A 22,834-nucleotide genomic window follows, 5' to 3' on the forward strand; every position below is an offset into this window, starting at 1 on the left:
ATCGCTTTATCCAGACGTGCCGCTCGAAGATACGCGGCCGCTTTTGAGATAACGCCGTGCATAAAACAAGAAATTGACGCGCGTAAATATACATTTCGTGGAGTGCACGGCGCTCTCGCGGCAGCAAAACAAATCCCGAAGCCGGCTTTGTTTTCCCCCAGCGGCGCTCGCGTTCAGGACGACGGATAATGCGTTGCCGGCTATGCTAACGCGGGCTCTGGCTGAAATCCGGCACGATGTGCGGGATATCGTCGATGCCGAGGCCGAGCCCCCTCGTAATGCCATAGAAGATGCCAAGAAGAACCATCGTGACGATCGTCGTCCGCAGCATGGCGCGCAGCATATGCGGTCCGCGCGGCGCGCTGTGGACCGTGCCCAGCGTCACGTCCTGATCCTCGTCCTGCGTCCTCATGCTGAACGGCAGCACGGCGAACAGCACCACCCACCATGTGATGAAGAACAGGGCGATAAACGAAACCCAGCTCATGCTTGCTCCAGTTCGACCAGTGTGCCGAAGAAATCCTTGGGATGCAGGAACAGCACCGGCTTGCCATGCGCGCCGGTCTTCGGGTTACCGTCGCCGAGGACGCGGGCACCGCTGGCCTTGAGGTGATCACGTGCGGCAAGAATGTCATCGACCTCGTAGCAGACATGATGCATGCCGCCCGAGGGGTTCTTCTCAAGAAATGCCGCGATCGGCGACCCCTCCCCGAGCGGCTCCAGCAATTCGATCTTGGTGTTGCCGACGTCGACGAACACCACCGTTACGCCATGCTCAGGCAGCGCCTGCGGGGCGGTCACCCGAGCGCCGAGCGTATCGCGATAGGCCGCTGCCGCCGCGGCCAGATCCGGCACGGCAAGCGCGACATGGTTCAGGCGTCCGAGCATTGACTGCGTCCTTAGGGCAGTAAGGCAATAGGGCAGTATGGGAGTAGGGAAAAACTACTTTCTCCCCCTACTGCCGTACTGCCCTATTGCCTATTCCCTTACCTTGTGACGAACACTGTCACCAGCGGCTTCTTGCCCCAGGCTTCGTTGGCGGCGCCGCGGACGGCGCGGCGCACTGCCTCCTGCACGAGGTCGAGGTCTTTTCGGCGCTGACGGGGGATGGAGTCCACGGCGCCGATTGCCGCATCGATCATCAGATCTTCCAGGCTCTCGCCGCGGGCGTCGGCCTCGGCGACGCCGATGGCGACCAGATCGGGATCGCCGGCGAGTTCATATTTATCGTCGAGCACGACATTGACCGCCACATGACCGGCAAAGGACAGCTTGCGCCGGTCGCGAATACCCATCGCCTGGTCGGTGCCGATCAGCCTGCCGTCCTTGTAGATACGGCCGAACGGCACCTGATCGATGATCGTGGCAGCACCTGGATAAAGCCTCAGCATGTCGCCGTCGCGCACCTGCGCCACCTGGCCGATGCCCGACGTCGACATCAGCGAGCCCTGCGCCACCAGATGCGCCGCCTCGCCATGCACGGGAACGCCGATCTGCGGGCGTACCCATTCATACATCTTACGCAATTCGCTGCGGCGCGGATGTCCGGAGACATGCACCAGCGCATCGCCGTCCTCGATAATCTTGATACCGAGATCGATGAGGCGATTCTTGATCTCGAGGATCCCTTTCTCGTTGCCGGGAATGGTGCGCGAGGAAAACACCACTGTGTCGCCTGCCGTCAGCGACACCGATTTCATCTCCTCGCGTGACAGTTTCGCCAGTGCCGCAAGCGGCTCGCCCTGGCTGCCCGTGCAGATGATGACGAGGTTTTCACGCGGAATAAAACCAAAATCCTCCTCGGCGATGAATTCGGGGAGCCCGTCCATATAGCCGAGCTCACCGGCAACATCGATGACGCGCTTCAGCGAGCGGCCGAGCACCAGGCACTGTCGGCCGGCGTCCCTTGCCGCCCTGGCAATGGAGACGATGCGCCCGACATTGGAGGAAAAAGTGGTGACCGCGACACGGCCCTTGGCGCTCTGGATGACGCCCTTGAGGCCTTCGCCCACCGCCACTTCCGATGGCGACTCCCCTTCCCGCAGCGCATTGGTGGAATCGCAGATCAGCGCCAGCACGCCCTTGTCGCCATAGGCGCGGAAGCGGGCCTCGTCGGTCATCGGCCCGATCGTCGGCGCCGGATCGATCTTCCAGTCGCCGGTGTGGATGACGGTGCCGGCCGGCGAGGTGATCGCCAGCGACATCGGCTCGGGAATGGAATGCGCGACGGGAATGGCCTCGATCTCGAACGGGCCGATGGTGAATTTTTCGCCGGCCCGGTAGATCGTCAACGGGATTTTCGGTGCGCCTTGCTCGCCCTGCCGCTTGGCTTCCAGCAATCCGGCACCGAACGGCGTCATCCAGACCGGCGCCTTGAGCTTCGGCCATGTGTCGAGCAGCGCGCCGTAATGGTCCTCATGCGCGTGCGTGATGACGATGCCGCGCAGATTGGCGATGTTCTCCTCGATGAAGCGCGTGTCGGGCAGCACCAGGTCGACGCCAGGCAGGCTGGCATCGGGAAAGGTGACGCCGACATCGACGACAATCCATTCGCGCGCATTGGCCGGCCCGTAGCCATAGAGGGCGAAATTCATGCCTATCTCGCCGACGCCGCCGAGCGGCACGAAGACGAGTTCGGCGTTTTCAGCTTTCGCCATGATCTTTCCTTTCCTGGCCGGTCAAACCAAGCCCGTCAAAATCTGGGCCCGTCAAACCTGAGCCGACGCGACCGCGCCAAAATGCACATCGCCGGCGGCGATCGTCAGAACCGAACCCTCATCGTCGCGGATCACGAAACGGCAGTCCTCGTCAATGGTCTCGAACGTCCCGCGCACCACATTACCGTCAATTCTGACAGCAACCTGCCCGCCAAGCCCTGCCGCGCGCGCCAGCCAGCGCCGCCTGACGGCGGAAAGCCCACGCCCCTCATTCCACAGCCGCGCATTCTCGGCCCAGGCATCCGACAGCGCCAAAAACAAGGTCTCGGCATCGCAGGCAGCGCCCAGCGCGCTAAGCGATGTCGCGGGATAAGGCAAATCCTCTGGGTATGCCACAACATTGACGCCGATGCCGACCGCCACTGCGAAGCGATCGCCTTCAAGCATCGCCGATTCCAGCAGGATGCCGGCAAGCTTGGCACCGGAGGCGAGCACATCGTTCGGCCATTTCAGCTCGAAACGGTTCTTCCCATCGCTGCCGCCGTCGAGGCCGATTGCTATCCTGCCCTTCGGCACGACGGCGTCGAGCGCATCGGCAAGCGCCAGGCCGGCAACGAAGCCGAGCGTCGCGGCCAAGCGAAGATCGGCATTGGTGACCACCAGCAGCGTCGCCGCAAGATTGCCCTCGGGCGTCGCCCACACCCGGCCGCGCCGGCCACGCCCGCTTTCCTGTTTTTTCGAAACGACCCAGAGCTTGCCCGGGTCTCCCGCCCGCGCATGCTCCAGCGCCAGCGCATTGGTGGAACCGACCGTGTCATGTGCCTCGAGCCGGAACCCTTCCGACGCCGCTGTTGGGGCCAGCCGAAATGCCATCCTGTCAGAAAAATGTCTTGGCGGCGGCTTCGGCATAGGTGCCGATCGGCCCGCCGATCAGCACGTAGAACAGCACGAAGGCGCCGCAGACGCCGAGCACGACGCGAAGCTCGGTCGCCATCGGCACGAAGCCGCCGACCGGTTCGTCGAACCACATGATCTTGATGATGCGCAGATAATAATAGGCGCCCACCACCGAGGCCAGCACGCCGATGATCGCCAGCGCGTAGAGATTGGCATTGATGGCGGCGAGGAACACGTACCACTTCCCCCAGAAGCCGGCGAGCGGCGGGATGCCGGCCAACGAGAACATCAGGATGGTGAGGATCGTCGCCATAATCGGATTGGTCGACGACAGGCCGGCCAGATCGCCGATCTGCTCGACATTGCCCTCCTTGCGCCGCATGGCGAGGATGAAGGCGAAGGTGCCGAGCGTCATCACCAGATAGATCAGCATGTAGATGGCGACGCCACGCACGCCGGCCTGGCTGTTGGCGGCGAGGCCGACCAGCGCGTAGCCCATATGGCCGATCGAGGAATAGGCCATCAGCCGCTTGATGTTGGTCTGGCCGATGGCCGCGAACGCGCCGAGAGCCATCGACGCGATCGAGATGAAGACGATGATCTGCTGCCAGTCGGCGGCGATCGGTTTGAACGCACCCATGGTGACGCGCACGATCAGCGCCATCGCCGCCATTTTCGGCGCCGCCGCGAGGAAGGCCGTCACCGGTGTCGGGGCGCCTTCATAGACGTCCGGCGTCCACATATGGAACGGCACCGCCGATATCTTGAAGGCAAGGCCCGCCAGCACGAAGACCAGGCCGAAGACGAGGCCAAGCTGGCGCTCGCCGCCTCCTAGCGCCGCGGCGATCTCCTGGAACCCGGTATTGCCGGTGTAACCGTAGACGAGGCTGATGCCGTAAAGCAGCATGCCCGACGACAGCGCGCCAAGGACGAAATATTTCAATCCCGCCTCGGTCGAGCGCAGATTGTCGCGGTTGATCGCCGCCAGCACATAGATCGCCAGCGACTGCAATTCGAGGCCGAGATAGAGCCCGATCATGCCGTTGGCCGAGATCATCAGCATCATGCCGAGCGTGCACAGCAGGATCAGCACCGGATATTCGAATTTGTCGAAATGCTCCGCCTTGGCGAAGCGCATCGACATGACCAGCGTGACCGCCGACCCGATCAGCGCCAGCACTTTCATGAAACGGGCGAAGGGATCCTGGACGAAGGCTTCGCCGTAGGCATTGCCCTGCCCGGTTGAAAAGATCGTCCAGACGCCGGCTACCACCAGGACGGCGACGGCAAGGCCGCTCACTGTGGTTGTCGTGTTGGCGCGCGAATAGGCGCCCAGCATCAGCAGCGCCAGGGCGCCGATGGCAAGGATCAGCTCTGGTGTCGAGAGCGAGAGGCTGGAGAGAAGGTCCGGCGTCATGGTTCGCAAACCTCCCAGTCAGTTCGCCGCCGCGGTCTGCGCGGCGTCGATGGATGCGGTGACATTGGTAACCAGCGCCTTGACCGATTCGGCAGTCGCGTCGAAGACCGGCGCCGGGTAGACGCCGAAAAAGATGACCAGCACGACCAGCGGATAGATGATCACCTTCTCGCGCGCCGACAGGTCGAGCAGATTTTTCAAGCTGTCCTTGGTCAGCGCGCCAAAGATCACCCGGCGATAGAGCCAGAGCGCATAGGCCGCCGACAGGACAACGCCGGTGGCGGCGAAGAACGCCACCCAGGTGTTGACCCGGAACACGCCGAGCATGGTCAGGAACTCGCCAACGAAGCCGCTGGTGCCGGGCAGGCCGACATTGGCCATGGTGAAGATCATGAACACGGTGGCGTATTTCGGCATGTTGTTGACCAGCCCGCCATAGGCGTCGATGTCGCGCGTGTGCATGCGGTCGTAGATGACGCCGACGCACAGGAACAGTGCGCCGGAGACCAGGCCGTGCGACAGCATCTGGAAGATCGCCCCCTGGACGCCTTCCTGGTTCATCGCGAAGATGCCCATGGTGACGAAGCCCATATGAGCGACCGACGAATAGGCAATCAGCTTCTTCATGTCCTCCTGCATCAGCGCCACCAGCGAAGTGTAGATGATGGCGACGACGGACAGCGCGAAGACCAGCGGCGCGAACATCTCCGAGGCGATCGGAAACATCGGCAGCGAGAACCGCAGGAAGCCATAACCGCCCATCTTCAGCAGGATGGCGGCCAGGATCACCGAACCGGCCGTCGGCGCCTCGACATGGGCATCCGGCAGCCAGGTGTGCACCGGCCACATCGGCATCTTCACGGCGAACGACGCGAAGAAGGCCAGCCATAGCCAGGTCTGCATGGTGGCCGGGAAGTTGTGCGTCAGCAGCGTCGGGATGTCGGTGGTGCCGGACTGGAAGAACATCGCCATGATGGCGAGCAGCATCAGCACCGAGCCGGCCAGCGTGTAGAGGAAGAACTTGAACGAGGCGTAGACGCGCCGCTTGCCGCCCCACACGCCGATGATGATGAACATCGGGATCAGGCCGGCTTCGAAGAAGACGTAGAACAAAACGATATCCAGCGCGCAGAACACGCCGATCATCAGCGTCTCCAGCAACAGGAAGGCGATCATGTAGGCCTTGACGCGCTTCTCGATCGATTCCCACGAAGCCAGGATGCAGAGCGGCATCAGGAAGGTGGTCAGGATGACGAACAGCATGGAGATGCCGTCGACGCCCATATGGTAGGAGATGCCGGAATCCAGCCAGGCAACCTTCTCAACGAACTGGAAGCCGGGTTCGGAATTGTCAAAGCCGGTCCAGATGAACAGCGAGATGATGAAGGTGATGCTGGTCGTCCACAAAGCGATGGCGCGAATGTTGCGGCGGGCATTTTCGCTGTCGTCACGCACGAACAGGATGAGCAGCACACCAACCAGCGGCAGGAAGGTGACCAGCGAGAGGATCGGCCAGGCGGTCATCAGAGCATCATCCAGGTGACGAATGCGGCAACGCCGATCAGCATGGCGAAGGCATAGTGATAGAGATAGCCGGTCTGAAGCTTGACGACCCGGTTGGTGACGTCGACGACGCGCGCCGAAATGCCGTCCGGACCGAGCCCGTCGATGACAGTGCCGTCGCCGGTCTTCCATAGGAAGTGGCCCAGGCGTTTTGCCGGCCGCACGAACAGGAAATCGTACAGCTCGTCGAAATACCATTTGTTGAGCAGGAAGGCGTAGAGCCCGCGATGCTGCGCCGCCAGGTTCTTCGGCATCTCCGGCGCGCGGATGTAGAATTGCCAGGCAATCGCAAAGCCGATCAGCATGGCGACGAACGGCGCCAGCTTCACCCACAACGGCACTTCGTGCATGTCGTGCAGGATGTGGTTTTCCGGCAGCGTGAACAGCGACGCCTTCCAGAACTCGGCATAGCCCTCGCCGATGAAGGCGCCATGGAAGATCACGCCGGCGAACAGAGCGCCCACCGCCAGGATGAACAGCGGCACCAGCATGACCGGCGGCGATTCATGGACATGGTGCATGACCTCGTGGCTCGCCCGCGGCTGGCCGTGGAAGGTCATGAAGATCAGCCGCCAGGAGTAGAAGCTGGTGAAGCAGGCGGCGACGACCAGCAGCACGAAGGCAAGGCCGGCGACCGGATTGTGCGCGGCAAAAGCGCTTTCGATGATCGCGTCCTTGGAGAAGAAGCCGGCGGTGCCGATGACCGTCACCGGAATGCCGACGCCGGTCAGCGCCAGCGTGCCGATCACCATCATCCAGTACGTCTTCGGGATGAGCGTCCTGAGGCCGCCCATATTGCGCATGTCCTGCTCATCGGAGACGGCATGGATCACCGAGCCGGAGCCGAGGAACAGCAGCGCCTTGAAGAAGGCATGCGTGAACAGATGGAAGATGGCCGCGCCATAGGCGCCGACGCCGAGCGCCACGAACATGTAGCCGAGCTGCGAGCAGGTCGAATAGGCGATGACGCGCTTGATGTCGTTCTGGACGAGGCCGACGGTTGCCGCGAAGAAAGCGGTGAAGGCGCCGATGAAGGTGACCACGATCAGCGCCGAATGCGACAGTTCGAACAGCGGCGACAGCCGCGCCAGCATGAACACGCCGGCCGTCACCATGGTGGCGGCATGGATAAGCGCCGAGACCGGCGTCGGGCCTTCCATGGCGTCAGGCAGCCAGGTGTGCAGCGGCACCTGTGCCGACTTGCCCATGGCGCCCATGAACAAAAGCAGGCAAACGACGGTCATCGCAGCCTGCTTGTCGAGCGCATAGCCGAGGAAGGTCAGCACGGCAGCACCCTGCGGTGCGCCTTCGGCCGGGATGAACGTCGCCGCATTAGCGAAGATGGTGCCGAGATTGACCGACCCGAACAGCACGAACACGCCGAAGATGCCGAGCGCAAAGCCGAAATCGCCGACGCGGTTGACGACGAAGGCCTTGATCGCGGCGGCATTGGCCGACGGCTTCTTGTACCAGAAGCCGATCAGCAGGTAGGAGGCGAGGCCGACGCCCTCCCAGCCGAAGAACATCTGCACGAGGTTGTCCGATGTCACCAGCATCAGCATGGCGAAGGTGAACAACGACAGATAGGCGAAGAAGCGCGGCCGGTTCGGGTCGTGATGCATGTAGCCAATCGAGTAGATGTGGACCAGCGCCGAGACCGTGTTGACCACGACCAGCATCACCACCGTCAGCGTGTCGATCCTGAGCGCCCATGCCGCCTCTAACCCGCCTGACTGGATCCAGCGCATCACCGGCACGGTGAATACCTCGCCCTCGCCGAAGCCGACCGAGAAGAAGGCGACCCAAGACAGCACGGCTGATATCACCAGGAAGCCTGAGGTGATGTATTCGGACGCCTTGGCGCCGAGCGACGTGCCGAACAGGCCGACGATCAGGAAGCCGAGCAGCGGAAGGAAGACGATGGCCTGATACATGGTGGTTTCCGTCAACCCTTCATCATGTTCACGTCTTCGACCGCGATCGAACCGCGGTTGCGGAAGAAGACGACGAGAATGGCGAGGCCGATCGCCGCTTCAGCCGCCGCGACCGTCAGCACGAACAGCGCGAATACCTGTCCGACGAGATCGCCGAGTGCTGCCGAGAAGGCGACGAAATTGATGTTGACCGCGAGCAGGATCAGCTCGATCGACATCAGGATGACGATGATGTTCCTGCGATTGAGGAAAATGCCGAACACGCCGAGCGTGAACAGGATCGCCGATACGGTCAGATAATGTGCGATGCCGACGGTCATCTCAGATTCCTTCGCCCGTCTTGACCTTGCGGATTTCCATTCCCGTTGCCGGCGTGCGGCCGACCTGAGCAGCGATCGACTGCCGCTTGACGCCCGGCTTATGGCGCAGCGTCAGCACGATGGCGCCGATCATGGCGACCAGCAGTATGAGGCCCGCAACCTGGAAGTAGTAGAGGTAGTCGGTATAGAGGATGTCGCCGAGCGCTGCCGTGTTCGAGCGCGCGGCAAGGTCCGGAATGGGCTTTGAGACCGTCGCGGCCAGTTGCGGCGCGAACGTATAGCCACCAAGCACGACGATCAGCTCAGCCGCCAGGATCAGCCCGACCAGCGCGCCGATCGGCGCATATTGCAGGGCACCTTCCTTCATTTCGGCGAAATCGACGTCGAGCATCATGACGACGAACAGGAACAGCACCATGACCGCGCCGACATAGACGACGAGCAGGATCATCGCCAGGAACTCTGCGCCGGTCAGCATGAACAGGCCGGCGGCGTTGAAGAAGGTCAGGATCAGGAACAGCACCGAGTGCACCGGATTGCGCGCCGAAATGACCATGAACGCCGACGCCACCGCGATAAAGGCGAAGAGGTAGAAAAAGGCCGCCTCTAGTCCACTCAGCATGGGTTCCCCCGGTTCCTGTCCAAACAGGACGTTCGTCCTGTTCGATGTTTGCCACCGCCTCCGGCCGGCAAGTTGCGTGTTCCTATCGCATGTTTCGACCGGGTTGAAAGACCCGGATCGAAAGAAAACATGCGACACTTTCAATTCCGGAGGATGTACCTTTTCGGGATCATCCTCTGAACGAGGCCGCTCGCCTCGTCCATGCGTCAAATGTCAGCGGTACGGCGCATCCAGCGAGAGGTTGCGCGCCAGTTCGCGCTCCCAGCGGTCGCCATTGGCCAGCAGCTTGTCCTTGTCGTAGTAAAGTTCCTCGCGCGTTTCGGTCGCGAATTCGAAATTCGGCCCCTCGACAATGGCGTCTACCGGGCAGGCCTCCTGGCAGAAGCCGCAATAGATGCACTTCACCATATCGATGTCGTAGCGCACAGTGCGGCGCGTGCCGTCATTGCGGCGCGGGCCGGCCTCGATGGTAATGGCTTGCGCCGGGCAGATCGCCTCGCACAATTTGCAGGCGATACAGCGTTCCTCGCCGTTCGGATAGCGGCGCAGCGCATGCTCGCCGCGGAAGCGCGGACTGGTCGGCCCCTTCTCATGCGGATAGTTGATCGTCTCCTTCGGCGCGAAGAACTGGCGCATCGACAGGAAGAATGCACTGACGAAGTCCTGCAGCAGCAGCGACTTGGCGGCTTGGGATAGAGCGGACATCACGCAAACCCCGTGATCTTGAGGAACGCGGCGACAATCACCACCATCGCCAGCGAGATCGGCAGGAAGACCTTCCAGCCGAGCCGCATCAGCTGGTCGTAGCGGTAGCGCGGCACGAAGGCCTTCACCATCGAGATCATGAAGAACACCAGGCAGACCTTGAGAACGAACCAGATCAGGCCCGGCACCCAGGTGAAGGGAGCGAAGTCGAAGGGAGGCAGCCAGCCGCCGAGGAACAGGATGGTGGCCAGCGCGCACATCAACACGATGGCGACATACTCGCCGAGGAAGAACAGCAGGAACGGCGTCGACGAATATTCGACCATATGGCCGGCGACGAGTTCCGATTCTGCTTCGACAAGGTCGAAAGGCGGCCGGTTCGTCTCGGCCAGCGCCGAGATGAAGAAGATGACGAACATCGGGAACAGCGACAGCCAATGCCAGTCGAGGAAGGTGTTGGGCAGGCCAACCCGGGTGCCCAGCCCATCCTGCTGCGACAGCACGATATCGGACAGGTTGAGCGAGCCGACGCAAAGCAGCACGGTGACGATGACGAAGCCGATCGAGACTTCGTAGGACACCATCTGCGCGGCCGAGCGCAGCGCGCCGAGGAATGGATATTTCGAGTTGGACGCCCAGCCGCCCATGATCACGCCATAGACTTCGAGCGAGGAGATGGCGAAGACATAGAGGATGCCGACATTGACGTTGGCGATCGCCCAGCCCTCGTTGACCGGAATAACCGCCCAGGCCGAGATCGCCAGCACCGCCGACACCAAAGGCGCCAGCAGAAAAACGCCCTTGTTGGCGCCGGAGGGGATCACCGGCTCCTTGAACACGAACTTCAGCAGGTCGGCGAAAGCCTGCAGCGTGCCCCATGGGCCGACGACGTTTGGGCCACGGCGCAACTGAACCGCCGCCCAGATCTTGCGGTCCGCGTACAGGATGTAGGCGACGAAGATTAACAGCACGACGATCAGCACGACCGACTTCAGCAGGATGATCAGCGCCGGCAGCACGTAGAAGGAGAAGAAGGTGTCCATGCTTATTCCGCCGCCTGCCTGAAGCCGTTTTTCGCCAGCGCCGAGCATTCCGCCATCACGGCGGAGGCCCGCGCGATCGGGTTGGTCAGGTAGAAATCCTCGACCGGCGAGGTGAAGGCGCCCTTGTTCAGCCGCCCGCCGAGCTTCGCCACCTCGGCGATATCGTCAGCGTTACCGGCCGCGACCTGGTCGATGCGGGCGAGATGCGGGTATTCTGAATAGAGTTTTGCGCGAAGCTGCGGCAGCGAATCGAACGGCAGCTTCTTGCCGAGCACATCCGACAGCGCCCGCAGGATCGCCCAGTCCTCACGCGCATCGCCCGGCGCGAAGCCGGCGCGATTGGTCTGCTGCACGCGGCCCTCGGTGTTGACGTAGGTGCCCGACTTTTCGGTGTAGGCGGCACCCGGCAGAATGACGTTGGCGCGGTGCGCGCCCTGATCGCCATGCGTGCCGATATAGACGACAAAGGCGCCGCCGGTCTTGGCTATGTCGATCTCGTCGGCGCCGAGGAGGAACAGCACGTCCGTATCGCCCAGCATGCCGGCGACGTCCTTGCCGCCCTCGCCCGGCACGAAGCCGACATCGAGACCACCGACACGCCCCGCCGCAGTGTGCAGCACGGAAAAGCCGTTCCAGTCGGCCCTCGCGGCGTTGACGGCCAGGCTAAGCTTCGCCGCCTGGCCAAGCACGGCCGCGCCATCGGCCCGTGCCAGCGCGCCCTGGCCGACGATGATAAGCGGATGCGTCGCTTTCTTCAGCACCTGGAAGAACTTGCCGTTGCCGTCGGCCAGCTCCTTCAGCGATTCCGGTCCGGCGCCGAGCTGCTCATAGTCGTAGCGCGTGTCGCCGACATCGCCGATGACGCCGACCGGCAGGTTGCCGACCCGCCAGCGCTTGCGGATGCGGGCGTTGAGCAAGGACGCCTCGAAGCGCGGATTGGCGCCGATGATCAGCACCGCGTCGGCCTGCTCGATGCCCTCGATCGTCGGGTTGAAGATATAGCTTGCCCGGCCGAGCGACGGATCGAGCGCGGCACCATCCTGACGGCAGTCGGTGTTCTTCGAGCCGAGCGAGGCCATCAGCAGCTTCAGCGCATAGATTTCCTCGACGGCGGCGAGATCGCCTGCGATCGCGCCGATCTTGTCGGGCACTGCGTTCGACACCGCGTCCTTGATCGCGGAAAAAGCCTCGGCCCAGCTTGCCGGGGCCAGCTTGCCGTCCTTGCGTACGTATGGCCGGTCGAGACGCTGGGTGCGCAAGCCATCCCAGATGAAGCGGGTCTTGTCGGAAATCCACTCCTCGTTCACCGCCTCGTTGGTGCGCGGCAGGATGCGCATCACCTCGCGGCCTCTCGAATCGACGCGGATCGCCGAACCGACGGCATCCATCACGTCGATGGATTCGGTCTTGGTCAGCTCCCACGGCCGCGCCTGGAAGGCGTAGGGTTTGGAGGTCAACGCGCCGACCGGGCAAAGATCGATGACGTTGCCCTGCAGTTCCGATGTCATCGCGCTTTCGAGATAGGTGGTGATCTCGGCGTCCTCGCCGCGGCCGATCAGGCCGAGCTCGGAAATGCCGGCGATCTCGGTGGTGAAGCGGACGCAGCGCGTGCAATGGATGCAGCGGTTCATGATCGTCTTGACCAGCGGCCCGATATATTTGTCTTCGACCGCCCGCTTGTTCTCGTGATAGCGCGAAGAATCGACGCCGAACGCCATCGCCTGGTCCTGCAGGTCGCATTCGCCGCCCTGGTCGCAGATCGGGCAATCGAGCGGATGGTTGATCAGCAGGAATTCCATCACGCCTTCCCGGGCCTTCTTGACCATCGGCGTGTTGGTGAAGATTTCCGGCGTTTCGCCATTCGGGCCAGGACGCAGGTCGCGCACGCCCATGGCACAGGACGCCTGGGGCTTGGGCGGGCCGCCCTTCACCTCGATCAGGCACATGCGGCAATTGCCGGCGATCGACAGCCGCTCATGGAAGCAGAAGCGCGGCACTTCCGCACCAGCGTCCTCGGCCGCCTGCAGCAGCGTGTAGTGGTCGGGTACAGTAATCTCTTTCCCGTCGACCTTGAGCTTTGCCATGTCGTCTCAAACCCCTGCGGACGTTCCGCAATCTTTCTTCCCGGGCCACAGCCGAAGCCGCGCCACGTATTCAATTCAATGTTTGGCCTCGGCCAACGCCGCCGCCTGGCCAAGCCAGTCGTCGCGGTCGATGCGGCCGTTGAACGACAGATAATCGTCGACCCAGGCAATCTCTTCCGGCGTCCATGCCGCGATCTGGCCGTAGGTCCAGATGCCCAAGCTGTTCAGCACCTTTTCCAGCTTCGGCCCGATGCCGGATATCGCCTTGAGATCGGCCGGATTGGCCGGCTTTTCCATGGCTTTGGGCTGCTTGAAGTCCTCCGGCATCAACCTGGTCGGCTCGGCAGCCGTATCCACCACGCTTCGTGCATCATCCATGCTGTTTGCCGCTATGTCATTCACGTCCCTGGCGAAGGACTGCGCCTCGGCAATCAAGGTTTTCGTCGCCGCGCGCGCCTTGGTCGAGGAACTCGTTCCCGTCTCGGAAAAGCGTTCGACCCTGGCCTCGAAATCGTCAACGATCGGCTGGAACAGGCGCTGCGAGGCCTCGGCGGCGCCCGAGAGCGCGCCCATCCATACGCCAAAGGCATGATTGGCAAGCCCGATGCCGAGCGCCGACATCGCTGCCGCACCCGCGACAGGGTGCGCCAGGAGATTGACGGCGTTCGCCATCTCCTTCGGCATCATCCTGGTCAGGTCCTGGTTCATCTTCTCGAACGGGTCCAAATCTGGCGTCAAATGATCGGGTTTCGAATTCAGCGACATAGGTGGTCTCCTGGTCGTTTCTTCCGTATGCCCCGAGCCTGTTTCCTCAAATCGAGCCTTCGCTCGTATTTCAAATCGAGCTCTCGCTCGTATTTCAAATCGGGCGTTTGCCCGTATCTCAAATCGGGCGTTTGCCCGCTTCGAATTCTTGTCTATTCCGCCGCCACCATCACCGGCTCTGCCCGGTGCGCATTGCGCGAAAACTCGTCGATACGCCGCTCCACCTCGCCGCGGAAATGCCGCATCAGGCCCTGGATCGGCCATGCCGCCGCATCGCCCAGCGCGCAGATCGTGTGGCCCTCCACCTGCTTGGTCACGTCGAGCAGCATGTCGATCTCACGCTTCTGGGCCTCGCCGCGCACCAGCCGTTCCATCACCCGCCACATCCAGCCGGTGCCTTCGCGGCAAGGCGTGCACTGGCCGCAGCTCTCGTGCTTGTAGAAGTAGGAAAGCCGGGCGATCGCCTTCACGATATCGGTCGACTTGTCCATGACGATGACGGCAGCCGTGCCGAGACCCGATTTCAGGTCGCGCAGCGCATCGAAATCCATCGGCGCGTCGATGATCTGTTCGGCCGGCACCAGCGGCACCGAAGCGCCGCCTGGAATGACCGCCAGCAGATTGTCCCAGCCGCCGCGGATGCCGCCGCAATGCGTCTCGATCAGCTCGCGGAACGGGATCGACATCGCCTCTTCGACGGTGCACGGATTGTTGACGTGGCCGGAGATGCAGAACAGCTTTGTGCCGACATTGTTGGGCCGGCCGAAGGACGAGAACCAGGCAGCGCCACGGCGCAGGATGGTCGGCGCCACGGCAATGGATTCGACATTGTTGACCGTCGTCGGGCAGCCGTAGAGGCCGACATTGGCCGGGAATGGCGGTTTCAGCCGCGGCTGGCCCTTCTTGCCTTCGAGGCTTTCGAGCAGCGCCGTCTCCTCGCCGCAGATATAGGCGCCGGCGCCATGATGCATGTAGATGTCGAAATCGTAGCCGGAAATGTTGTTCTTGCCGATCAGCTTGGCCTCATAGGCCTCGTCGATGGCGCGCTGCAGCGCCTCGCGCTCGCGGATGAACTCGCCGCGCACATAGATGTAGGCGGCGACCGCGCCCATGGCGAAGCCGGCAATCAGGCAGCCCTCGACCAGCGTGTGCGGGTCGTGGCGCAATATATCGCGGTCCTTGCAGGTGCCGGGTTCGGATTCGTCGGCATTGACGACGAGATAGCTCGGCCGGCCGTCGCTCTGCTTGGGCATGAACGACCATTTGAGCCCGGTCGGGAAACCAGCGCCGCCGCGGCCGCGCAGGCCCGAGGCCTTCATCTCGTTGACGATCCACTCGCGCCCCTTGGCGATGATGCCGGGCGTGCCGTCCCAGGCGCCACGCGCCATCGCGCCGGCCAGCGACTTGTCGAAAAGGCCGTAGATGTTGTTGAAGATGCGGTCTCTATCCTGAAGCATTGTTCGTTCCTCAGACCGGCTTCTTGCCGAAGACGCGGATATATTCGGCGACCCCGCCCTTGGCGAGCGCCTTGGCCTGCTTGACCCAGTCTTCGCGGTCGATGCGGCCGTGGAAGCTGAGATAGCCGTCGACCCACTCGCGCTCGGCCTTCTTCCAGGACGCGACTTGCGCATAAGTGAAGATGCCAAGCGAATGCAGGATGCCTTCGATCTTCGGACCGACGCCTGAGATCAGCTTGAGATCGTCGACCAGTGCCGGCCTTGCGATGCCGGCCGGGCGATTCTTGTCCTCGAGTGAAGGTTTGGCATTGGTCGTCTTGGCGCCGGTTTTTTTGCCGGCAGCGCCGAACGGCGCCTCCTTCAACTCCGGCGCCTTGAAAGCAGCCGCTGGCTCAGCCTTGCTCTTGGGGCCGCTACGCTGTTTCGAAACCTTTTCGACCTCCGGCGCGGCCTTGTTGGCGTTGGCAGCCGAATGCCGCGGTGCGGCGACGCTTGCCGCCTTTTCGGTCTCTGGTGCGACCTTTGTGGCCGAAGGCGACTCCAGCGCCGGGCTGGTTTCAGGCGCATCGGTCTTCGGCTTGCTGGCTTTCGATGGCGCAACGGGGGCAGCCGATGCCGGCGCGACCGGGGCTGCCGGCGCGGCGGCGACAGTCGACGCTGCACCTTGCGCGGCCTTGGCCGCTGCCTTGGCTTCCTTGTCGCGGGTCGTCTTGAGGATTGCCTTTTCGCTTTTCAGCGTCGTCAGGCCAGTAAGCGGCTCGGAGGTGATGCGGCCGTTCTGCGGCCCCGGCGTCACCGAGGCGCCCTTGCCGGCATCATAGAGGTCGATGATCTCGGCAAGCCGCTCCGGCGTCAAATCCTCGAACGTGTCCTTGAAAATCATCACCATCGGCGCGTTGACGCAAGCGCCGAGGCATTCGACCTCTTCCCAGGACAACGTGCCCTTGTCGTTGGTGTGGAACTGGTCGTGGTGGATCTTGGACCGGCACACGTCCATCAGCGCTTCCGAGCCGCGCAGCATGCAGGGCGTGGTGCCGCAGACCTGAATATGCGCGCGGGTGCCGACAGGATTGAGCTGGTACTGCGTGTAGAAGGTCGCGACTTCCAGCCCTCGGATATAAGGCATGTCGAGCATGTCGGAGATCGTCTCGATCGCCGCCTTGGTCACCCAGCCTTCCTGCTCCTGCGCCAGCATCAGCAACGGGATGATCGCGGATTGCTCGCGGCCCTTCGGATACTTCTTGATCCATTGCTTCGCCGCCGCCGCATTCGCCCGGTTGAAGGCGAAGGAGGCTGGCTGGAGGCTGGCTTCTGCGAGACGGCGGACTGACATTTAGCGATCGACCTCACCAAACACGATGTCGAGGGAGCCAAGCACGGCGGTGACGTCGGCCAACATGTGGCCACGGCACAGGAAATCCATGGCTTGCAGATGAGCGAAGCCGGGCGCGCGCAGCTTGCAGCGGTAGGGCTTGTTGGTGCCGTCGGAGACGAGATAGACGCCGAACTCGCCCTTCGGCGCTTCGACCGCCGCATAGACCTCGCCTGCCGGCACGCGGTAGCCCTCGGTGTAGAGCTTGAAATGATGGATCAGCGCTTCCATCGAGCGCTTCATCGCCGCACGCTTCGGCGGCACCACCTTGCCGTCGAGGTTCGACACCGGCCCGCTGCCTTCCTTGCCGAGCAGCAGATCGACGCACTGACGCATGATTTTCGCCGACTGGCGCATCTCCTCCATGCGCACGAGATAGCGGTCGTAGCAATCGCCGTTCTTGCCGACCGGAATGTCGAAATCCATCTCGGCATAGCATTCATAGGGCTGCGACTTGCGCAGATCCCAGGCGACGCCGGATCCGCGCACCATGACGCCGGAAAAGCCCCAGGCCCAGGCATCGGCCAGCGAGACGGTGCCGATGTCGACATTGCGCTGCTTGAAGATGCGGTTGCCGGTCAGCAATGCGTCGAGATCGTCGAGTGATTTCAGGAACGGATCGATCCAGTTGCCGATATCCTCGACCAGCTTCTGCGGCAGGTCCTGGTGGACGCCGCCGGGCCGGAAATAGGCCGCATGCATGCGCGAACCCGAGGCGCGTTCGTAGAACACCATGAGTTTTTCGCGCTCAACGAAGCCCCACAGCGGCGGCGTCAGCGCGCCGACATCCATCGCCTGTGTCGTCACATTGAGGATGTGCGACATGATGCGGCCTATCTCGCAATAGAGCACGCGGATCAGCTGGCCGCGCTTCGGCACCTCGATGCCGAGCAGCCGCTCTGCGGCAAGCGCAAAGGCATGCTCCTGGTTCATCGGCGCGCAGTAATCGAGCCGGTCGAGATAGGGCACGGCCTGCAGATAGGTTTTGGCTTCGATCAGCTTTTCAGTGCCGCGATGCAACAGTCCGATATGCGGATCGACGCGATCGACGACTTCGCCATCGAGCTCCAGAACCAGCCTCAAAACACCATGCGCTGCAGGGTGTTGCGGTCCAAAGTTGATGTTAAAATTGCGGACGGAGGTTTCAGCCATTCTGGCGCCTCAATTCGTCTTGGCTTTTTCGTCGCCCGGCAAGACGTAGTCCGTCCCTTCCCATGGCGAGAGAAAATCGAAATTGCGGAATTCCTGCTTGAGCTCGACCGGCTCGTAGATGACCCGCTTGGCCTCGTCGTCGTAGCGCACCTCGACGAAACCGGTCAGCGGGAAATCCTTGCGCAGCGGATGGCCTTCGAAGCCGTAATCGGTCAGAATCCGCCTGAGATCGGGATGGCCGGAGAACAGCACACCATAGAGATCGTAGGTTTCGCGTTCGAACCAGTCGGCGCCGGGATAAACGCCGGTGATCGACGGCACCACGGTTTCCTCGTCGGCCTGGACCTTGATGCGGATGCGAATATTCTGCTTCGGCGACAGCAGATGATAGACGACGTCGAAGCGCTTGGCCCGCGACGGATAATCGGCGCCGCACACATCGATGATCGAGATGAATTGGCAGTTTTTATCGTCGCGCAGGAATGTCACCACCTCGATCAGGTCATGCGGCTCGACCGAGATGGTGAGTTCGCCATAGGCAAACACCGCATCGCTTATCCGGCCGCTCAGCTTCTCGCCGAGATAGGTCGAGAGTTCATTCAACGACAGGCTCATCATACCGCTCACCGCTCGATCGTGCCGGTGCGGCGTATCTTCTTTTGCAACAGAAGGATGCCGTAGAGCAGCGCCTCCGCGCTCGGCGGACAGCCGGGCACGTAGATGTCGACCGGCACGACGCGGTCGCAGCCGCGCACCACCGAATAGGAATAGTGGTAATAGCCGCCGCCATTGGCGCAGGAACCCATCGAGATGACGTAGCGCGGCTCCGGCATCTGGTCATAGACCTTGCGCAGCGCCGGCGCCATCTTGTTGGTCAGCGTGCCGGCAACGATCATGATGTCGGACTGGCGCGGTGACGCGCGCGGTGCGACGCCGAAGCGCTCGCTGTCATAGCGCGGCATCGAGGTATGGATCATCTCGACCGCACAGCAGGCAAGACCGAAGGTCATGAACATCAGCGAGCCGCTGCGGGCCCAGGTGATCAGCGCCTCGGTCGAGGTGACGAGGAAACCCTTGTCGGCCAGCTCGTTGTTGATCTCGAGGAAGAAAGGGTCATTCGCCCCCACCGGCTTTCCGGTGCTGGGGTCGAGAATGCCCTTTGGCTTCGGCGCGACGAGCGTGCCGGAATTGTCGCTCAATCCCATTCCAGCGCTCCTTTCTTCCATTCATAGGCAAAGCCGATGGTCAGCACCGCCAGAAACACCATCATCGACCAGAAACCGAGCATGCCGATCTGGCTGAAAGACACGGCCCATGGAAACAGGAAGGCCACCTCCAAATCGAAGATGATGAATAGGATCGACACCAGATAGAAGCGGATGTCGAACTTCATGCGGGCGTCGTCGAACGAGTTGAAGCCGCACTCATAGGCGGAAAGCTTTTCCGGATCTGGGTTGCGGTAGGCCACCAGGAAGGGTGCGGCAAGCAGCGCCAGGCCGACAACCAGCGCCACGCCGATGAACAGGACGATGGGCAGGTACGAACTCAACAATGCGTTCATGCTGCAGCTTTCCGTTGGCGGCCAATCCACTCTGATTACAGCACCGGACCCACTTGCGGAAGCGTGACAGTTTAACCACTGAACCGTTTTAGGGGGCTCTATGCTGCAACGCGGCGAGGGTTAGCGCAGGGCTTTCGGCGAAGCAAGTCAAACCTTGTTCAAAACACGGTGCTGGACGGCATATCCTGATAAACTGGTCCGATCCGCTCCTGTTGATTTCCTTCGGTTTTTACTCCACTTTTCTCTCCTGACATAGATGCCGCCAAAACCCTGCTAGCATGGCGCGGAATCATCGCCCAACCTTTGGTCGAACCACAACAGAGTGCCGTCTGCATGAAGGAAAAAATCTCACTCGCCATGGCCCGGCGCATTGCGCTTGCAGCGCAGGGCTTTGCCGATCCTCGCCCTAATAGCACGCCTGATCGCCGCCATCTGGCCCGTGTACTTGGCCGGACCGGCCTGCTGCAGATCGATTCCGTCAGTGCGGTGGTGCGTGCCCACTATATGCCGCTCTATTCCAGGCTTGGCCCCTACCCGCTCGCGCTGCTCGATAACGCCGCCGTGACGCGCAAGCGCAAGGTCTTCGAGTATTGGGCGCATGAAGCCTCCTTTCTGCCGGTCGAAACCTATCCGCTGATGCGCTGGCGCATGGAACGGGCCGAGCGTGGCGAGGAAATGTACAATGGGCTGGCCAAATGGGGCCGCGAACGCGCCGGCTACATTGAAGACATTTATCGCGAGGTCGTCGAACGCGGCCCGATCGCTGCTTCCGCCCTCGAAGGCCAAAAGGGAAACGGCGGCTGGTGGGGCTGGAGCGATGCCAAGCACGCTTTCGAATGGCTGTTCTGGGCCGGCCGCATCACCACGGCAGCGCGTCGTGGCTTCGAGCGGCTTTACGATCTGCCCGAACGGGTGCTGCCGCCGGCGGTGCTCGCTCTGCCGGTGCCATCCCCTGAGGATGCGCATCGCGAATTGCTGCGCATTTCCGCCCGCGCCCACGGCGTCGCGACTGCGGGCGACCTGCGTGACTATTTTCGCCTCTCTCCCGCCGACATCAAGGGCCGGATCGAGGAACTGGTCGAGGTGGGCGACCTTTTGCCGGTGCGCGTCGAAGGCTGGAGCAAGCCGGCTTACCTTCACAAGGACGCCCGTTTTCCGCGCAAGATCCAAGCGCGCGCGTTGCTCGCTCCGTTTGATCCCGTTGTCTTCGAGCGCTCCCGAACGGAAAGGCTGTTCGACTTCCGCTATCGCATCGAGATCTACACCCCGGCCGAAAAGCGCCAATACGGCTATTATGTGCTGCCGTTCCTGCTCGGCGAGAGGATCGTGGCGCGCGTCGACCTCAAGGCCGACCGCCCCGCCGGCGTGCTGCGCGTCCATGCGGCCTATGCCGAGCCCGGCGCGCCGCCTGAAACGGCGGCCGCGCTGGTCGACGAATTGAAGCAGATGCAGGGCTGGCTCGGCCTGGAACGGATTGAAGTCACGCCCGCAGGCGATCTAGGTCCGGCGTTGGCCGACATCATCGCGTCGTAGACACGCGTTGACACGCCTGCATACACAAGCCTAAATCCGGTTCAGACGGTCTCCTCTCGGCAAAGGGAGGAGCCAAGAGGGAATGCGGTGCGAAATCTCGATTTCAAATCCGCGGCTGTCCCCGCAACTGTAAGCGACGAGCCAAGGCCGAAAACCACTGGGACGGTCCCGGGAAGGCGGCACCAAGGCGATGACCCGCGAGCCAGGAGACCTGCCGTCTAGGACTTAAAGAATCCGATCGCCTGGCGGGTTTTCCGGGCAAGGAGCCTGATTTGGAACGCGACAGCAGTTTTCCAGCTGAGACAGCGGACGTATTGTCCGGCGATTGTGATACCTTGGCCGGCGTCACCGTGATCGTCTGCGCCTCCTGCCGTGACGAGACCGGCTCCGACGGCCATCCCCGCGCCGGCGAACTGCTTGCCGAAGACACGCGCCGCGCTGCATCAGGCGAGAATATCCGTATCCGCACCGTCGAGTGCCTCGGCAACTGCAAGCGCCGGCTGAGCGCCGCGATCCTGCGCGACGGCTGCTGGAGCTATGTCTTCGGCGACCTGACCGCGACCAGCGGCGCCGATCTCGTCGCCGGCGCAAAGCTCTTCGCCACCTCGACCGATGGCCTCATTCCATGGCGCGGCCGCCCCGATTGCCTGAAGCGCGGCCTCGTCGCCCGCATCCCTCCCCTCGACCTTTTGAAGGATCAGATATGACCGCTTCCCTCTCCCGCGTGCCCTGCACCGTCGTCACCGGCTTCCTCGGCGCCGGCAAGACGACGCTGATCCGCCATCTGCTGGAAAACGCCGGTGGCAAGCGGCTAGCCATCATCGTCAACGAGTTCGGCGACATCGGCATCGACGGCGAGATCCTGAAGGGATGCGGCATCGACACCTGCCCCGAGGAAAACATCGTCGAACTGGCCAATGGCTGTATCTGCTGCACCGTCGCCGATGATTTCGTCCCGGCGCTCGACCAGATCCTGTCTTTGACGCCGAAGGTCGACCATATCCTGATCGAGACCTCTGGGCTGGCTCTGCCCAAACCGCTAGTCCAGGCCTTCCAGTGGCCGACGGTCAAGAGCCGGGTGACGGTCGACGGCGTCATTGCCGTGGTCGACGGACCGGCGCTGGCCGAAGGCCGCGTCGCCAACGACATGGACGCCCTGCAGGCGCAGCGCGCGCAGGACGAGACGCTCGACCACGACGATCCGGTCGAGGAAGTGTTCGAGGACCAGCTCGCTTGCGCCGACCTGATCATATTGTCGAAGAGCGATTTGATGGATGCCGCCGGCTCGGCGCGTGCCAATGCCATCATCGGTGAGCACGCCGCGCGTGCCGTCAAGATCGTGCCGGCCTCGCAGGGTAAGGTCGATCCATCTGTGCTGCTCGGCCTCGGCCTCGCCGTCGAGGACGACATCGAGAACCGCAAGACCCATCACGACGACGAGCTCGACCACGAGCACGACGACTTCGATTCCTTCGTCATCGATATTCCGTCGATCGCCAATCCCGATGAGCTGGCTTTGCGCGTCGCCACGGCGGCGAAGGAAGAAAATGTGCTGCGCGTCAAGGGTTTCGTCGAGGTCGGCGGCAAGCCGATGCGGCTGTTGCTGCAGGCTGTCGGGCCGCGGGTCAATCATTATTACGACCGCGCCTGGACCGCTGAAGATGACCGCCGCTCGCGCCTCGTTGTCATCGGCCTGAAAGGGCTGAACCGCCCGGCCATCGAACGTATCCTCGCCGGCTGACCTCAGGCACG

22 protein-coding genes and 1 riboswitch are annotated in these 22,834 nt (G+C 62.6%); of the genes, 3 read left to right on the forward strand and 19 right to left on the reverse strand.

Annotated elements, in window-relative coordinates; translation table 11 throughout:
* Positions 1-205: 205 nt before the first annotated feature.
* The 19 genes from AC0L26_RS16305 to AC0L26_RS16395 all read right to left on the reverse strand — a co-directional run bounded on the left by AC0L26_RS16305 (position 206) and on the right by AC0L26_RS16395 (position 19,549).
* Positions 206-487 (reverse strand): DUF1467 family protein, encoded by a 282-nt coding sequence (locus AC0L26_RS16305; protein ID WP_473633453.1) that lies wholly within the window; start codon positions 485-487, stop codon positions 206-208.
* Positions 484-888 (reverse strand): methylmalonyl-CoA epimerase, encoded by a 405-nt coding sequence (gene mce, locus AC0L26_RS16310; protein WP_473633454.1) that lies wholly within the window; start codon positions 886-888, stop codon positions 484-486. Before mce ends, AC0L26_RS16305 begins: the two co-directional genes overlap by 4 nt.
* 98 nt (positions 889-986) lie before the next feature.
* Positions 987-2,657 carry a ribonuclease J gene (locus AC0L26_RS16315; RefSeq protein ID WP_473633455.1) on the reverse strand — a complete coding sequence of 557 codons (1,671 nt, stop codon included), beginning with the start codon at positions 2,655-2,657 and terminating at the stop codon, positions 987-989.
* Positions 2,658-2,708: 51 nt separating this feature from the next.
* Complete coding sequence (locus AC0L26_RS16320; RefSeq protein WP_473633456.1) at positions 2,709-3,530, reverse strand: biotin--[acetyl-CoA-carboxylase] ligase; 822 nt, start codon at positions 3,528-3,530, stop codon at positions 2,709-2,711.
* A 4-nt stretch (positions 3,531-3,534) separates the two neighbouring features.
* Positions 3,535-4,971 carry an NADH-quinone oxidoreductase subunit NuoN gene (gene nuoN, locus AC0L26_RS16325; RefSeq protein ID WP_473633457.1) on the reverse strand — a complete coding sequence of 479 codons (1,437 nt, stop codon included), beginning with the start codon at positions 4,969-4,971 and terminating at the stop codon, positions 3,535-3,537.
* An 18-nt stretch (positions 4,972-4,989) separates the two neighbouring features.
* Entirely contained in the window at positions 4,990-6,495 is a 1,506-nt protein-coding gene (locus tag AC0L26_RS16330; protein WP_352932048.1) for an NADH-quinone oxidoreductase subunit M, read from the reverse strand.
* Entirely contained in the window at positions 6,495-8,468 is a 1,974-nt protein-coding gene (gene nuoL, locus AC0L26_RS16335) for an NADH-quinone oxidoreductase subunit L (RefSeq protein WP_352932050.1), read from the reverse strand. The genes AC0L26_RS16330 and nuoL overlap by 1 nt, the downstream gene beginning before the upstream one ends.
* Positions 8,469-8,479: 11 nt before the next feature.
* A complete protein-coding gene (nuoK, locus tag AC0L26_RS16340; protein ID WP_006335669.1) occupies positions 8,480-8,788 on the reverse strand; it encodes an NADH-quinone oxidoreductase subunit NuoK in 309 nt (102 codons plus the stop codon).
* A 1-nt stretch (position 8,789) separates the two neighbouring features.
* Positions 8,790-9,410 carry an NADH-quinone oxidoreductase subunit J gene (locus AC0L26_RS16345; protein ID WP_292395718.1) on the reverse strand — a complete coding sequence of 207 codons (621 nt, stop codon included), beginning with the start codon at positions 9,408-9,410 and terminating at the stop codon, positions 8,790-8,792.
* Positions 9,411-9,623: 213 nt separating this feature from the next.
* Entirely contained in the window at positions 9,624-10,115 is a 492-nt protein-coding gene (gene nuoI, locus AC0L26_RS16350; RefSeq protein WP_473633458.1) for an NADH-quinone oxidoreductase subunit NuoI, read from the reverse strand.
* A complete protein-coding gene (nuoH, locus tag AC0L26_RS16355; protein ID WP_095483491.1) occupies positions 10,115-11,158 on the reverse strand; it encodes an NADH-quinone oxidoreductase subunit NuoH in 1,044 nt (347 codons plus the stop codon). Before nuoH ends, nuoI begins: the two co-directional genes overlap by 1 nt.
* Before the next feature lie 2 nt (positions 11,159-11,160).
* The gene (gene nuoG / locus AC0L26_RS16360; protein ID WP_473633459.1) at positions 11,161-13,242 is read right to left on the reverse strand and encodes an NADH-quinone oxidoreductase subunit NuoG; all 2,082 of its coding nucleotides are present in this window, start codon (positions 13,240-13,242) and stop codon (positions 11,161-11,163) included.
* 75 nt (positions 13,243-13,317) lie between these two features.
* Entirely contained in the window at positions 13,318-14,007 is a 690-nt protein-coding gene (locus AC0L26_RS16365) for an NADH-ubiquinone dehydrogenase (RefSeq protein WP_473633460.1), read from the reverse strand.
* A 152-nt stretch (positions 14,008-14,159) separates the two neighbouring features.
* The gene (gene nuoF, locus AC0L26_RS16370) at positions 14,160-15,464 is read right to left on the reverse strand and encodes an NADH-quinone oxidoreductase subunit NuoF (protein ID WP_473633461.1); all 1,305 of its coding nucleotides are present in this window, start codon (positions 15,462-15,464) and stop codon (positions 14,160-14,162) included.
* Positions 15,465-15,474: 10 nt separating this feature from the next.
* Positions 15,475-16,797, reverse strand: a complete 1,323-nt coding sequence (locus AC0L26_RS16375) for an NADH-quinone oxidoreductase subunit E (RefSeq protein WP_473633462.1) — start codon at positions 16,795-16,797, stop codon at positions 15,475-15,477.
* Positions 16,798-17,988 (reverse strand): NADH-quinone oxidoreductase subunit D, encoded by a 1,191-nt coding sequence (locus AC0L26_RS16380; RefSeq protein WP_473633463.1) that lies wholly within the window; start codon positions 17,986-17,988, stop codon positions 16,798-16,800.
* A gap of 9 nt (positions 17,989-17,997) precedes the next feature.
* On the reverse strand, positions 17,998-18,603 hold the full coding sequence (locus AC0L26_RS16385; protein ID WP_473633464.1) for an NADH-quinone oxidoreductase subunit C: 606 nt from the start codon (positions 18,601-18,603) through the stop codon (positions 17,998-18,000).
* 8 nt (positions 18,604-18,611) lie between these two features.
* The gene (locus tag AC0L26_RS16390) at positions 18,612-19,193 is read right to left on the reverse strand and encodes a NuoB/complex I 20 kDa subunit family protein (protein WP_027156092.1); all 582 of its coding nucleotides are present in this window, start codon (positions 19,191-19,193) and stop codon (positions 18,612-18,614) included.
* Positions 19,184-19,549, reverse strand: coding sequence for an NADH-quinone oxidoreductase subunit A (locus AC0L26_RS16395; RefSeq protein ID WP_023798850.1), 366 nt, complete (start codon positions 19,547-19,549; stop codon positions 19,184-19,186). The genes AC0L26_RS16390 and AC0L26_RS16395 overlap by 10 nt, the downstream gene beginning before the upstream one ends.
* Before the next feature lie 333 nt (positions 19,550-19,882).
* Between AC0L26_RS16395 and AC0L26_RS16400 the strand changes: the two genes are divergently transcribed.
* The 3 genes from AC0L26_RS16400 to cobW all read left to right on the forward strand — a co-directional run bounded on the left by AC0L26_RS16400 (position 19,883) and on the right by cobW (position 22,823).
* Complete coding sequence (locus AC0L26_RS16400) at positions 19,883-21,082, forward strand: winged helix-turn-helix domain-containing protein (RefSeq protein ID WP_473633465.1); 1,200 nt, start codon at positions 19,883-19,885, stop codon at positions 21,080-21,082.
* A gap of 29 nt (positions 21,083-21,111) precedes the next feature.
* Positions 21,112-21,315, forward strand: a riboswitch (cobalamin riboswitch).
* A gap of 39 nt (positions 21,316-21,354) precedes the next feature.
* A complete protein-coding gene (locus AC0L26_RS16405; RefSeq protein ID WP_473633466.1) occupies positions 21,355-21,789 on the forward strand; it encodes a DUF1636 family protein in 435 nt (144 codons plus the stop codon).
* A complete protein-coding gene (gene cobW, locus AC0L26_RS16410; protein WP_473633467.1) occupies positions 21,786-22,823 on the forward strand; it encodes a cobalamin biosynthesis protein CobW in 1,038 nt (345 codons plus the stop codon). Before AC0L26_RS16405 ends, cobW begins: the two co-directional genes overlap by 4 nt.
* Positions 22,824-22,834 lie beyond the last annotated feature (11 nt).

It is taken from the genome of Mesorhizobium sp. WSM4823 (genome assembly GCF_055811195.1).